The 13036-nt window shown below is 42.8% G+C and carries 16 protein-coding genes; 10 read left to right on the top strand and 6 right to left on the bottom strand.

What is annotated here, in order from left to right:
- Positions 1–42 precede the first annotated feature (42 nt).
- Complete coding sequence (locus tag BBH88_RS10740; RefSeq protein WP_006829957.1) at positions 43–1053, bottom strand: PQQ-dependent sugar dehydrogenase; 1011 nt, start codon at positions 1051–1053, stop codon at positions 43–45.
- Between the two features lie 75 nt (positions 1054–1128).
- Here BBH88_RS10740 and BBH88_RS19825 point away from each other — a divergent pair, with 75 nt between their 5' ends.
- Positions 1129–1251, top strand: a complete 123-nt coding sequence (locus BBH88_RS19825) for a hypothetical protein (RefSeq protein ID WP_269147306.1) — start codon at positions 1129–1131, stop codon at positions 1249–1251.
- A gap of 276 nt (positions 1252–1527) precedes the next feature.
- On the opposite strand, the gene BBH88_RS10735 is transcribed toward BBH88_RS19825, so the two are convergent.
- From BBH88_RS10735 to BBH88_RS10720, 4 genes are all read right to left on the bottom strand, one after another.
- A complete protein-coding gene (locus BBH88_RS10735; RefSeq protein ID WP_006829958.1) occupies positions 1528–1842 on the bottom strand; it encodes a hypothetical protein in 315 nt (104 codons plus the stop codon).
- Positions 1843–1861: 19 nt separating this feature from the next.
- Complete coding sequence (locus BBH88_RS10730; protein WP_006829959.1) at positions 1862–2071, bottom strand: hypothetical protein; 210 nt, start codon at positions 2069–2071, stop codon at positions 1862–1864.
- Positions 2072–2189: 118 nt separating this feature from the next.
- Positions 2190–2579 (bottom strand): ribonuclease HI family protein, encoded by a 390-nt coding sequence (locus BBH88_RS10725; protein ID WP_006829960.1) that lies wholly within the window; start codon positions 2577–2579, stop codon positions 2190–2192.
- An 89-nt stretch (positions 2580–2668) separates the two neighbouring features.
- The gene (locus tag BBH88_RS10720; protein WP_238323303.1) at positions 2669–3271 is read right to left on the bottom strand and encodes a queuosine precursor transporter; all 603 of its coding nucleotides are present in this window, start codon (positions 3269–3271) and stop codon (positions 2669–2671) included.
- A gap of 146 nt (positions 3272–3417) precedes the next feature.
- On the opposite strand from BBH88_RS10720, the gene BBH88_RS10715 reads away from it, so the two are divergent.
- The 3 genes from BBH88_RS10715 to BBH88_RS10705 all read left to right on the top strand — a co-directional run bounded on the left by BBH88_RS10715 (position 3418) and on the right by BBH88_RS10705 (position 7077).
- Positions 3418–3615, top strand: a complete 198-nt coding sequence (locus tag BBH88_RS10715) for a zinc-finger domain-containing protein (RefSeq protein WP_006829962.1) — start codon at positions 3418–3420, stop codon at positions 3613–3615.
- Positions 3616–3870: 255 nt separating this feature from the next.
- Positions 3871–5097, top strand: coding sequence for an ATP-grasp domain-containing protein (locus BBH88_RS10710; protein ID WP_006829963.1), 1227 nt, complete (start codon positions 3871–3873; stop codon positions 5095–5097).
- Positions 5098–5115: 18 nt separating this feature from the next.
- A complete protein-coding gene (locus tag BBH88_RS10705) occupies positions 5116–7077 on the top strand; it encodes a hypothetical protein (protein WP_083387777.1) in 1962 nt (653 codons plus the stop codon).
- A 54-nt stretch (positions 7078–7131) separates the two neighbouring features.
- Here the strand turns inward: BBH88_RS10705 and BBH88_RS10700 are convergent, their stop codons facing one another.
- On the bottom strand, positions 7132–7341 hold the full coding sequence (locus tag BBH88_RS10700; RefSeq protein ID WP_006831634.1) for a cold shock domain-containing protein: 210 nt from the start codon (positions 7339–7341) through the stop codon (positions 7132–7134).
- Between the two features lie 165 nt (positions 7342–7506).
- Here BBH88_RS10700 and BBH88_RS10695 point away from each other — a divergent pair, with 165 nt between their 5' ends.
- From BBH88_RS10695 to BBH88_RS10670, 6 genes are all read left to right on the top strand, one after another.
- The gene (locus BBH88_RS10695; RefSeq protein WP_006831633.1) at positions 7507–8142 is read left to right on the top strand and encodes an HD domain-containing protein; all 636 of its coding nucleotides are present in this window, start codon (positions 7507–7509) and stop codon (positions 8140–8142) included.
- Positions 8139–10016 (top strand): ABC-F family ATP-binding cassette domain-containing protein, encoded by a 1878-nt coding sequence (locus BBH88_RS10690; RefSeq protein WP_065536807.1) that lies wholly within the window; start codon positions 8139–8141, stop codon positions 10014–10016. The genes BBH88_RS10695 and BBH88_RS10690 overlap by 4 nt, the downstream gene beginning before the upstream one ends.
- Positions 10017–10041: 25 nt before the next feature.
- Entirely contained in the window at positions 10042–11175 is a 1134-nt protein-coding gene (locus tag BBH88_RS10685; RefSeq protein WP_006831631.1) for a conserved virulence factor C family protein, read from the top strand.
- 140 nt (positions 11176–11315) lie between these two features.
- Positions 11316–11618 (top strand): hypothetical protein, encoded by a 303-nt coding sequence (locus BBH88_RS10680; protein WP_006831630.1) that lies wholly within the window; start codon positions 11316–11318, stop codon positions 11616–11618.
- Positions 11619–11648: 30 nt separating this feature from the next.
- On the top strand, positions 11649–11903 hold the full coding sequence (locus BBH88_RS10675) for a hypothetical protein (RefSeq protein ID WP_006831629.1): 255 nt from the start codon (positions 11649–11651) through the stop codon (positions 11901–11903).
- 235 nt (positions 11904–12138) lie between these two features.
- Positions 12139–12345: a hypothetical protein gene (locus tag BBH88_RS10670; RefSeq protein WP_006831628.1), complete on the top strand. Its 207-nt coding sequence runs from the start codon at positions 12139–12141 to the stop codon at positions 12343–12345.
- The last annotated feature ends 691 nt before the right edge of the window (positions 12346–13036 follow it).

Genomic DNA, 13036 nt, shown 5'->3' with positions numbered 1-13036 from the left:
AAAAGAGAAAAGGTGTATTGGGGCTATCCAATACACCTTTTGCTATTCATTCAGTTTGTAAAGCTTGTCGTCACCGTCAGCAGGCGTACCACGGCCATCTGTATTATTGGTGATAAAATAGAGAGAGTCTCCGTCTGAAAAGACATCCCGGACACGGCCAAACCCTTCAATCGAGTCCGTCACTTCGGCACTTTCAGGGTCCACAACCTTAATGGCGGTTCCCCGAAGGACAGCTACATAAAGTGAACCGTCATGCATGTCAATTCCGCTCGGAGCCCATGTGTCATCAGAACCAGTAGTGAAAAAAGGCGATTCCAAGCCTTCTTGGGACTCGTCGCCTTCAATGGTCGGCCATCCATAATTATTGCCTTCTTCAATGATATTGATTTCGTCATTAGCCGATTGGCCATGCTCAGAAGCAAACATGGTGTCCTCGTCCCAAGTAATGCCTTGCGGATTGCGGTGACCATGCGAATAAATTTCAAATTCGTTGGAGCTGTTGAGCTTCAATATTTTGCCGTTAACCGAACCTAAATCCTGAGCCAGCTCGGGAGTAGACGCATCGCCAATTGTCGCAAAGAGAGTCCCGTCTGGATCCAATTCCAGGCGACCACCGTGGTGAACATTGCCCGTAGGAATTCCTTCAAGCAAAACTTCATTTTCCTGCCATTGTCCGTCTTCTAAAACCAGGGTGACAATTTTGTTGTAATCATTGCCGTCACTTTCGTAGACATAGTATCCATAGGCTTCCTGACTTTCTTCAAAATCCTGTTTTAAAACAAAGCCTAAAAATCCAGCCTCTGCAGCACCGGAAAGAGAATCGGAAAAATTGACATCCTGGCGTGTCATGGTACCATCTTCGTCTATATAGGCAACGTGGCCCGTCCGTTCAGAAACATAGAATTCTTCACCCGTCTTGTTGATTGCCCAAGGAGCTTCAAGTCCTGTCGCAATCGCTTCGAACGGCGCAGTCGCTTCATCTGGATTTGGAGCAGCATTGTTGCAGCCAGCCAGCAACAACAGGGAAAATGAAGGGATTAAAAAATTTTTCACGAAAAAAACCTCCTTTTTTCCATTTTAATTGAATCATCCGCCGATAGGAAATAATATAGTGAGGGAGGTGAGGTCATGCCGTTATTAAAAGACGTCAAAGAACAGGAAGAAATCCGCAAAAAGAAAAATCTTATCCGCATCATCACCTGGATTGCAATTGCCATCGCTCTAGTGCTGATTTGGTATTTTACAAACTAAAATATTGTTTCAGAGCCATCAAAATCTTAAAGAAAGAAAAAGAACTCTTGTCTGTTAAAAAGTTGGACAAAGCGATAACACTGTTGTTTTCCTTGCCTATCGCGGGGACCCTTAACCAAAATGTCCTAGCGATGTAAAAAATCAATCTTACGCCAATAACTGTCGGAAAAAATATGCATAAAAAATTTATATACTAAAGCTGACTGCCACGCCTACAAACAAAAAAAGACCAGAAGCAGCTCGAATCGTTCGAGTCTGTTCATGGTCTGCAGCTGTTCAGGCTGGCTTTTTTTTCGTTTGGATAATTTCGGCTATCACTAATCCGAATGTGACACCCAGCAGCACATTAATAATCAGTGGGCTCAAAAATTCATCCCGGAATATCGTTGCGACAGTCAGTATGTAAAAGGCTGCCTGCGTGATTTTGGCAATAGGCGGTATGCCGTCTTTCGGATAACGCAGGCGCGCCAACTGAAAAACTAAAAACGCCAGCAACAATACCAAGTAATGTGGCCATGATAATACGGCAATTGTATTGTTGATTACCGCAAAAATCAATAACGGTATAAAATAAAACAAAACCGATTTCACGATGAAAGCCTCTTTTCGATTATTTTTTCGTATGGTTTTGCTGTTTGCGAGTAACCAGTAAATACAAGTTATAGACGGAAAAAATCACCGCTACGGTTACAATAACGACCGAAACTACCGGATAGACAGAGGCTCCGTTTTGCATAATTTCAAGGATTCGTGTGTAGATGATCCACGGCCCAATGACCAGAATGAAGATATCGAGTGCAGTACCAAGTTTAGTTCTCATGAAGTTCCTCCAATAAAAGATAGTAAGTTAATCTTATCAGACTTTCACTGTAGAGTATGCACAGAAACCCAAACAGCGGCCTATAAAAGACAAAGATAGTTGCCACAGATTGGACAGATTATTTGTGTTTACGCAGCTCGGTTCTCGCCAAAGCATCTGCTGCATGGTTTTGGGAGTCAGGAATCCACTTGATAAAGCAGAATTCAAATTGATCACCAAGCTCGAGCGCCCTGACTAGCAGAGGTTTGAATTTTGGGTTCTTAATCGATCCTTTTTCAAACGCGTCCACGGTCACCTGTGAATCGGACTTGATCGACACCATACCCGACGACAAGTCTTTTGCAAGCTCTAATCCTTTTACCAACGCAGTAAATTCCGCTGTATGATTGTCCATTTCCCCTACATATTCGCTCCACTGGATCAAATGACCTTCACCGCGGATAAAAACGCCTACTGCGCTGACTTGAGGAGCTCCAGCAGTTGCCGCATCTACAAACACTTCTAGCATCAGATCACCTACTTTTCGTCAATGGGTTTAATTATTTTCGCAAGATAGCCAAACGGCGTATCCAGAATCGAGACAATAAACTTCAGTACTTAGGTCGAGATGAAAATTTGAAGCCATACATCGAACGGAAACACACCCCAGAAAGCGATGGACGTAAAAATAAGTGTGTCCAGCAGTTGGCTGATCAATGTCGAACCATTATTGCGGATCCAGAATTGACTATCTTTTGGAAACATTCTGCGCAGCGCACTAAAGATGACAACATCCAAATGCTGGCTGATAAGATAAGCGACCATGCTGCCAATCGCAATTTGAGGAATAAGTCCGAAAATCGTTTCCAAAGAGCCTTGTGCAAAATCACTTTCAGCCGGAATAAATTTAATCCCAAACTGCATGACCAGCACCATGATAAGCAGCGAAGAAAAGCCGAGCCATACCGCTTTTTTGGCTTCTTTTTTACCATATTTTTCATTCAGGATGTCGGTCGCCAGAAAAGTCGAAGCATACAGGCTATTTCCCAATGTTGCCGTCAGGCCAATAATTTCAATAGTCTTCGTGACTTGAATATTGGCCAGAACAGTCGAAATGGCTACCCAAGCAAACAAGCCGGTCTTTCCAAAAAATTTATACATGATCAATAAAAGTACGAAATTGAACAAGGCAAAGCCGAGTCCCCAAAATTCATTAAACAAAAAACTTCCTCCTTAGTTTTGATAAAGCGGGAATTTGCGAACCGCATTGTATCTTCAAAATGTCCTCAGTTAGTATAACTATTGTTGGAATAAAAAACAAATGCGTAGTAGAATGAGAAAATGACGATTTGCTAAGAGGTGACAAAGTGAAAAAAGTTTCCATTATCAACGAAATTGATGAAATGCTGACTACGTACTGTGAAGGTTGCTTTGTGAAAACCCAACTTCGCAAAGATGAAGGAAAAACCGCTGCCCACAGGTTCTGCATCAGCAACTGTACAGTCGGCACCCAACTGCAATTCTTAGGAAATGAACTCAACAAAGTCGGAACCGGCGATAAATAATATGGTAAAAGTCTGAGACAGAAATCTTGTCTCAGGCTTTTTTTATCGCTAGAAGTTTTCTGTTCGGACAATCGAAGAATGTCATAAGCTGGTTCTTTTCGAAAAGCTGAAATAAGAATGCAGTCGGCTAACAAAATTTGGGATTTTAACTAATAACAGAAATAAGAGAGAATAGACTATGTGTTTACAATATTCAATCAAGGTACTAGTATTGAGTAGGAACAAATCAAAAATTAATGAATAAGGAGTGTTATTATGGCGGAATCGAACGAGCAACAACAGATTACAGCGCTATTAGGATGGAGCTTGCCTGCGGTCGAAGCGATTGATAAGCTAAATCGGCCTTTTGTAGTGGTGGGACCACCTGATTTCCAGTCATTTGCTGAAGAAAATGACATTAGTTTTATTGCATGGGATTTTGACCGGCTCAATGAAGGCTCAGATGAGCTTTATGAACGGTTAGAGAAATTGAATACAAAAGTAGCGGTTCCTATTTACGAAGAAACGGTAGAATGGGCAGGGGCACTAAATGCTAGATTTTTCGATGACCCACGAATCTTCAACCGATCTTTACTGTTGCGTGATAAAGGATTGATGAAACGTAAAGCCCAAATGTCAGGGATCAAAGTAGGGGTTTTTGAAGAAGCCTATTCTAAAGATGATATTCATCGTTTCCTGAAACGTGTAAATGATGCCTTGATTAAAATAGATGGCGATTTAAATGATCCAATTCACATCAAGCCGCTGAACAAAGCAGGAACTGTGGGACATATGATGATTCGGGATGCTAGTGATATCGATAAGATCGGGGACCAGGAATTTCCGTATCTTATGGAAAGCCACTTGGACGGACAGGAATTTTCGTGTGAAGCGTTTATTCACAATGGCCAAGTGAAATTCCTCAACATTACGGAATACGTGAGATTGGGACATTCCAACTTTGTTCCTGCCTCTCCAGCACTTGAAGAATGGCGGCCACAAATCCTTGAGCAGGTCCAAAAATTGGTCGATTCGTTTGAAATCCAGTACGGTGTCATCCATCCCGAATACTTTATTTCCCATGATGGAACTTTGAATTTCGGTGAAGTGGCCGCACGAGTGCCAGGGGGCCATATTTTTGATTTAATCGAACGAGCTTACGGTTTTAATGCTTTCCAAGCACAAATTCTTTGTAGCGATCCTGATACTTCGTCGGAAGAATTGGATAACTTTTTTCCAGAAGAAGTCGTATCGGCTAAAGGCTATGCGGGAAGTTTAATGGTTTATCCTCGTGTTCGTCTGATTGAGAAGTTGGATGTTCCAGAAGAATTAAAAAAAAATCCGTATTTCGAAAAGCACAATCTATTCATACCAATCACATCGAAAGTTGCAGAACGCGTAGGATTTGGCAATCATTACGGAACCTTGTTCTTTTTTGGAAAAGACAGCGATCACATGAAAGAATTGCTGAAGCATTATGAGGACTATGATTTTTATCATTAATTTCTTGGAGGAATGTCAATGTCGACAGGATTAACGACCAAAGATAAATTCGGGCATGCGCTTCAGACGCTCGAAGTAGCAAAGCCATTTGCCAAAAGCATGTACCAGACAGAGGTTTTCCAATTGGCCACTGAACTCTCTTCCACCGAAGAAGGCATGGTCCAATTATATGAATTTGCACCGCAATTTGATCAAGCGGGCGTATTCCATGGGGGCCCTTGGGTAGATGCCTCCAATTTGGAAGCGCCATTTGTTGGAGGGTCTTTAAAATTAAAAGGCATCAATTCGGTAGTGGAGATGCTGAGTGAACTCCGCATGTTGGCAATAGCTGAAGGTACATACCAGAATCCAGAAGTTCCTAAGGAAGAAGCCGCCACATTTCTGAATGAAGTGCTGGCATTAAATCTGGATCTTTTGTTTCCTCCAGAAACAGAGGAAGCGAGAGTAGCTGGTGGAGGCGAACACTTGGAAAGAGGCGAGCGCCTTTTCCGTTTTCTTGGTGGCAAGCTCTCCTATAAGGCAGTGGCTGATAAACTTGTCGAAGAAATCGAGCGTTTGACGGTCCAGCGCCCCATTATGGTTGATCGCATCGTTCTAATGATCGAAACAGCCACTCGTATGATTGATGAAAATATTTCCGATAGTACGAAAGATCGGTTGCTGTATTTCAAGAAAGCCATTACTTATCCGACTGCATTAAGTGAGCAGTATACGGATTTGAAATCATACCGCCAACGATTGATGAAAGAAAGTGAGGAAAGCCTCCTCGAAGAAGCGCAAATATTTGCAAAGTCCATGAATGAAACCGGACTGGTGTCTCCAGCCAATGCTGTATTTGTACATTACCTTAACCGGAAATACCCTCACCTGCTGAGTGAAGCATTGAGCTTGACTGAACAGGGCAAGGCAAGCTTGAATGCTAATCCCGAATTGATTCGGGACATGATCCAGATTTCCGTCCACCCGCAGACCAGCAAAGTTGTTTATGGGCTGTCGAAAATGCTGGACCGCGGTGTGTTGACACAAGAGCCTTTGCTGCCGGCTCTCAGAAGACTTTTTGAAATCGATATTCAACCGGAAGTTAAAAAGTTATTGATGAGACCGGAATTCAGAAAAGGCGGCATCACAGCGAACGGTATTTTGGTGGGTGGAGTCATAAGCGTTCTCGGACAGCCGCTCGGCATTGGCCAGGGACTGAACCCAACATGTCAGTCGGCAAGAGCTCTGAGCTTGTGGTCGCAGCATGGGATTGGCCAATTACTCGAATACATTGCACGTGCTGTTCGCGAAAATGATATCGATATGACATTTGAAGGGGAACCAATCCATTCCAATATGGTAATTGGTGGAGTAGCTGAAGAAATTCACCAGGATTTGGACCCTGTTTCAATTGTGCTGGTGCCTCATTTGGACAAGATTTACAATGAGATGATGAAGAAAACTATATTTCGTGGAGAAGATGGCCATAAGTGGGTCAACCCTGAATTTTACGGAGAATGGATTTCTCGCGGATTTGCCAATATCATCGACCCATTGACCGGTTATGTGGCTGATTATGCAGCTTTTGTCCGGTTGTTCTATGCTACGCACCATCCCGAATACAATGAAGGTTATGAAATGATTTATCCGAATCCAGTAGGAATCTATATTACTAATGTCCACGGCAATCTTCTCGGACTGCACGCAGTATCGATTCAGCGGATTGCTGAAGATCCAAATGGCGAATATCGCGTCTATTTTTATAATCCGAACAATGACAGTGGACAGAATTGGGGTCAAGGTATCTTGACGAGTGTACAGGGAAATGGGGAGTACGAAGGCGAGTCCTCCTTACCGTTCCATCAATTTACTTCCCGGATGTATGCTTTCCATTACAATCCTTACGAACAAGGCGATTTGATTATGGTGGAAGATTCCGATGTGGAAAAAATAGAAACGTTGGCACGTGAAAGCTGGGGCAAAAATTATACGTGGTTTTAATCTAAAAAAATAAAAGCAGGAACGGAAATCTCCGTTCCTGCTTTTTTCTATTGTTTACTCTGAATCGATTTGAATAACATTTGCAGCCTGTGGTCCACGGTTGCCATCAATAATATCGAACGATACGGTTTTGCCTTCAGTCAATGTTCGAAACCCATCGCCTTGGATGCCTGTAAAATGAACAAATACATCATCACCATCATTATACTCAATAAATCCGTAGCCTTTTTCTGAGTTAAACCATTTCACTGTTCCCTGGTGCATGCGAGTTCCCCCTATTATTGAGTATGCCATGGACCTATAGACGCCATGTTATGGATGGCTATACTATACATGAAGCCTATGGAAACGTCAATAATCGTTGGGAATACAGGCATTTTAGAGTGGTTTCAGGTTATAATAGAAGAAACAAGCGATAGGAGCGGAAGTATGGATCAGGAAAAAATCAAGCAATGCCGGAACGATGTAAAAAAAATCTACGAACAGTTCGATGCTAGTCACGATTGGCAACATATTGAACGTGTCATGAAAAATGCCAAAACTATTTTAGAGCAAGAAGTGGCGGATGCATTTATCGTCGAATTGGCAGTACTTCTTCACGACGTTTCGGATCCGAAATACAAAAAGCCTGAGGAAGACCTGGAGCGGGAAATTCTGGATTGTCTGAAGCTTCCGGAAGCTCAGCGGCAAGAGATTCAAGATGTCATTGAATCGGTTTCCTTTAAAGGCGGCAACGGCAAACCAGCAACAAGCGTTGAGGCGAAAATCGTGCAGGACGCTGACCGATTGGATGCCATCGGGGCAATCGGCATCGCACGGGCCTTTGCCTTCGGCGGAGCCAAAGGGCGAAAGTTGTACGACTGGAACGAAAATGCGCGCACAGAGATGACCGAGCAACAATACCGGGAAGCCCAGACGAGTAGCGTCACGCATTTTTATGAAAAGCTTTTATTGCTGAAAGATCAGATGACTACGGAAACTGGTAAGCAGATGGCTGAAGAACGCCATGAATTTATGCTATCCTTTTTAAAGCAACTACAAACAGAAACGGATGGGAATAAATGAGCCACTTAAATATTACAAAATTAACGAAAACAGTTGGAGCCAAAACGCTATTCAAGGATGTCGAATTTTCGTTGTATCCTGGAGAGCGTGCCGGATTGATCGGCGTGAACGGAACAGGTAAATCGACTTTGATGTCAATTCTGGCTGGTAGTATGGATGCGGATAAGGTCGTAATGGACCACCCGAAAAAATACCGTATTACGTATTTGATGCAGGAACCTGAATTTGATGAGTCCTTGACCGTACTCGAGACGGTGTTCTCAGGTGATTCTCCGATATTGGTGTTGAACCGAGCATATGAAAATGCGTTAAAAAATATGATGATTGATTCAAGCTCTACGCAATTACAGGACGAACTGATGGACATCCAGGAAAAAATGGAGCAGGAAAACGCCTGGGATATTAACGCTATGGCGAAAACTGCTTTGTCCAAACTGGGGATTGATATGTACGACCAGGTAATAAGCGAGCTGTCAGGCGGCCAGCGCAAGCGCGTCGCATTAGCCAAAGCTTTGATCGAACCGGCAGACTTAATCCTTTTGGATGAGCCGACGAACCATTTGGATGCCGTTTCAACAGAATGGCTTCAGGAAACTTTGTTGCGTATGGGTTCGGCCATGCTATTTGTTACGCATGACCGCTATTTTTTGGATGCTGTTTCCACGCACATCTTCGAGATTGCAGATCAGACCATGTATACGCATAAAGGGAATTACGGCGATTATTTGGAAAACAAAGCAATTCGCGACGAAATGAACGCCTCGTCCCAGCAAAAACTCGAAAACCGTTTCCGTTCCGAACTAAAATGGATTCGACGGGGAGCTAAAGCGCGTTCGACCAAACAAAAAGCACGGATTCAGCGCTTTGATGAAATCAAAGAAAATGTTCAAAAAGAAAATGACAATACATCACTTGAACTGTCGATGCAAAGCCAGCGCCTTGGCAAAAAAATCATCGAAGGCAATGACATGGGCGTTGCTTATGGGGACAAGCAGATTTTCAGCGGCTTTGATTTTCTGTTGCAGGGCGGAGATCGTATCGGTATTGTCGGACCAAATGGTGCCGGCAAATCGACTTTGATGAAGATGCTAGCTGGTGAACTCGAGCCGACTACCGGCAAAATGGAATACGGCAGTACGGTGAAGATTGCTCATTTCACGCAGCATTTACCGGAAATGGACGAGTCTCAGCGCATGATTGAATACATCCAGGAAACGTCTAGTGATTTTGAAGCCGAAAAGGGAGTTCGTTTATCGGCGACTCAAATGCTCGAACGCTTCTTGTTCCCGTCTAATGGCCACGGTACGCAAATTGGCAAATTGTCCGGTGGCGAGCGAAAGCGTCTATATCTATTGAAACTATTGATGGAACAGCCGAATATGCTGTTCTTGGACGAGCCGACAAACGACCTGGACATCCAAACACTTTCTGTTTTGGAAGATTTCTTAGAGAATTTCCCAGGCGTCGTTATTACGATTTCGCATGATCGCTTTTTCCTTGACCGCATTGCGCGGAAATTATGGACAACAGGCACTGGCAAAATCCAAGAATATCAAGGGTTGTACTCAGAATTTATAAAAGAAAAAAACAATCCGGTTGCACTGGCTGAACAGGAACTTGTCGAAAATTTTGTGGCTGAGCCGGTAAAACCTAAAAAGAAAATGAACTATAAAGAACAGCAGGAATACGATGGTATTCTTGAAAAGATTGCAGGAGCGGAAGCGAAAATTGAAGCACGCGAAGAAGAAATAGCTCTGGCTGGTGCGGATTACGATAAACTGCAGAAGCTGACAGAAGAGATTAATACACTGACAGCCGAGTATGATGCATTGATTGAACGCTGGACGCATCTTCAGGAAATGGCAGAAGCGTGATCTACTAATTGCAGGAGGGATTTTTTTGAAAATCATAACTATTGAACCAACACCAAGCCCGAATACGATGAAAGTGATCATCGATCAGGAATTGCCGTTTGGCAAAAGCCATAATTACAACAAAAACAACATCGAAGATGCCCCGAAAGAAGTACAAGAGTTGCTGTCGATTGACGGAGTGAAAGGTATTTATCACGTTGCTGACTTTTTAGCTGTCGAGCGCATCTCCAAGTTTGAGTGGGAAGCGATTTTGGCGCAGGTCCGCAATGTCTTTGGTGAAGACCGGGAGCACAGCGGTGAAGAAATCGAGTTGGATGAGCATTACGGAGAAGTCTACGTGCATGTTCAAGAGTTCAAAGGGATTCCGCTGCAAGTCAAAGTTTTTGATAATAGCTCAGAAGAGCGTTTTGGCATGCCAGAGCGCTTCGTCACGGCAATGCAACTAGTTATGGACCCAACAGAAGAAAACTACCTGTTACAGCGGAAATGGGCTGATTATGGTATACGCTACGGCGATAAAGCCGAAATTGGCAAAAGCATAGTCGAGGAAATCGAAGCCGCTTATCCGCAAGAGCGATTAGATGTACTGACTACTACAAAAGAAATCGCGGAACAGCAAGAAGCAGCACCGCCTGGCCGCAGAATTTCAGTGGAAGAATTCGATGCACCCGACTGGGAGACCCGTTTCCAACTGCTAGATCAAATGATTGAAGCGGATGTTGATGACCTTTCGTTGTTGTCACTTGCACTGGATGATGAAAAAATGTCTATCCGCCGACAAACAGCTATTTTCCTTGGAGATATTAAGGACAAGGCTGTGGTCCCCTATGTTGAACGCGCGATGAAAGATAAGAGCTGGGCTGTCCGCAGAACAGCGGGTGACACTATCAGCGATCTGGGTTTCGAGGAATTCGAGTCGATTATGATGGAAACCTTACAGGACAAAAACAAATTGGTTCGCTGGAGAGCGGCAATGTTCTTGTATGAGACTGGCACAGAAGCAGCATTGACAGCGCTCAAGCAAGCTGAGAATGATCCCGAGTTTGAAGTGAAGCTGCAAATTAGAATGGCGATTGCACGGATTGAACAAGGCGAAGATGCTAAAGGTTCAGTTTGGAAACAGATGACCGAAGCGCGCCAAGCGATGAAAGACGAATAGGGAAAAGACCGGTGACTCTTTAGTCGCCGGTCTTTTTTCTATTCAAGGTCAAATTAAATGTTTCCGAATGTCCATTAAGAGGTAAAGTGCTCGTAAACGATAGAAAATACGGAGTGATCATTTAATGGGAGGAATTCGGGATGGAAAACAGTGTTTATTCAATGGAAATCTTATATAGCGGAAAGTATGAGTCTTGGGAATTTGAAGACCGCCAAAAACGGGATGCCTTTTATGCAAAAGTGGCTGGTCAGTTTGCAAGCCAAAAAGTAAGTGCTCAGGAAGAAGATGTGGAAGATACGCAAATCGTTCAACTTTCTTCTAATAACCTGAAAATCAAAGATGACGGAAAATACGATCAGGATACCTCCTATCAATGGTTTGAATACGATATCTTTAGCAAAATGCTTGATTTTATTAACAAAGAGTACGACAAAATTGAGTAGAACGATCAGGACTAAAAGGATGGTGAAAAAATGAGGCTCACCAAAGATCAGCTAGAAGTTATTGCGAAAACTTTAAATGACAGAGGCGTCAGTAAAGTGTGCTCTGCCTGCGGGAAAAAAGAGCCCGTCATTGTAGAGGAACTTTTGTTTCTCGGAAAATCGACATCAGGCAAATTTCCTTTAATCGTCACGGGCTGTGGCCATTGCGGCTTAACGCAAAGTTTTGCAGTCAACCGTTTGGTGCCAGGACTGTTCAGTAAGGTTGAGGTTGATAAAGAAAAATAATACTGAAATTTTGGGAACTACCCATTTTGGGTAGTTTTTTATTGTCAGGAATATGCGGCAGTGGGGTGGGGTTATTATAAATTTAGGATAAATTAGGTATTTTATATCACTTTCTATATCAAAAGACATTATTTTACCAATATTACTAAAAACTATTATAAATTATTAGGTCCTTATATACGTTTGCTGGTAATAAATTTATGATATCTTTTAAGTATACATAGGAGGGTTACAGGTGAATCTTACAGTCAATGGGGTCATATTGAATCAAAAAAGAAGTGCGTTAATTATAAAAGAGCTTATAAGAGAACAAGTGGCAGAGCATGCGGAAGATGTAGAAGAGTTCTTGAAGAACTATACAGTAGAAGAATCAGGAAATTCAATTATTCTTCGCCCGCCATCGGTTGAAGGAATTCAAATATCACTATTTAAGTCATCCTGAGGGATGGCTTTTTATTTTGTCTAGAAAAAAGTGTATTTCGCACTTGATAAAGAACCACTTAGCAATTAAAATTTGAGCCATTGAATCAGTATTATTTTTCATAAATTAGTCTGTAAGCCGGTGGATTTTCGTGGGCTTGACATGGAGTCTCTAAGGGAATGACTCCTGCGTAAAACGGCGTAGCAACAAGTGTTTCGCACCCAGACATCGGTATCATGCCCGCTGCTCCATATAAAGCTGATGAATAGAATGTAAGGAAGAGATTTCCCTTTTCAGGTGGCTCACTTTTTAGTTGCTGTAAACAAAAAAGTATAAAACTGACCTATAGGTGAAGAAATCGCTGCAGGCGGACGCTTTCGGGCGATGAGGAAAGCGGTGGTCCAAAGGAAGATTGAGCTACCTCTTTTGCGCCGAAGCTAGCGAAGCGATCAGGAGCATTTGGTTTTCCGCCATCCACTCTTTCTTTAAGGGGTCTTATATTAGAAGAAATGAGCAGAACAGCGGAGACGTCTTCGGCAGGTCCAGTCGTTTTGAAAAAATTTAGCAGTTAAAATTTAGTGGTTCGACTTGGAAAAAAATTAAAGTGTGCGTAATACGTAAAAGATCTTTCATAATGACTCACCTTCATAAAATCGTTCTTTTTCAATATTGCATTGAGCTGCTTCACTTATAAGAATCCGAGGCGAGTTCC

The sequence above is a fragment of the Planococcus antarcticus DSM 14505 genome (genome assembly GCF_001687565.2).
Classification (GTDB): domain Bacteria; phylum Bacillota; class Bacilli; order Bacillales_A; family Planococcaceae; genus Planococcus; species Planococcus antarcticus.
The sequence above is the reverse complement of the archived record's forward strand: the minus strand, read 5'-3'. Positions and strand labels throughout refer to the sequence as shown.

What these genes read in the sequence shown, in the direction of transcription:
- BBH88_RS10695 (WP_006831633.1), top strand. Translation starts at nt 7,507, where the DNA reads ATGGATCAGGAAAAAATCAAGCAATGCCGGAACGATGTAAAAAAAATC.
- BBH88_RS10675 (WP_006831629.1), top strand. Translation starts at nt 11,649, where the DNA reads ATGAGGCTCACCAAAGATCAGCTAGAAGTTATTGCGAAAACTTTAAAT.
- BBH88_RS10705 (WP_083387777.1), top strand. Translation starts at nt 5,116, where the DNA reads ATGTCGACAGGATTAACGACCAAAGATAAATTCGGGCATGCGCTTCAG.
- BBH88_RS10725 (WP_006829960.1), bottom strand. Translation starts at nt 2,579, where the DNA reads ATGCTAGAAGTGTTTGTAGATGCGGCAACTGCTGGAGCTCCTCAAGTC.
- BBH88_RS19825 (WP_269147306.1), top strand. Translation starts at nt 1,129, where the DNA reads ATGCCGTTATTAAAAGACGTCAAAGAACAGGAAGAAATCCGCAAAAAG.
- BBH88_RS10730 (WP_006829959.1), bottom strand. Translation starts at nt 2,071, where the DNA reads ATGAGAACTAAACTTGGTACTGCACTCGATATCTTCATTCTGGTCATT.
- BBH88_RS10700 (WP_006831634.1), bottom strand. Translation starts at nt 7,341, where the DNA reads ATGCACCAGGGAACAGTGAAATGGTTTAACTCAGAAAAAGGCTACGGA.
- BBH88_RS10680 (WP_006831630.1), top strand. Translation starts at nt 11,316, where the DNA reads ATGGAAAACAGTGTTTATTCAATGGAAATCTTATATAGCGGAAAGTAT.
- BBH88_RS10690 (WP_065536807.1), top strand. Translation starts at nt 8,139, where the DNA reads ATGAGCCACTTAAATATTACAAAATTAACGAAAACAGTTGGAGCCAAA.
- BBH88_RS10710 (WP_006829963.1), top strand. Translation starts at nt 3,871, where the DNA reads ATGGCGGAATCGAACGAGCAACAACAGATTACAGCGCTATTAGGATGG.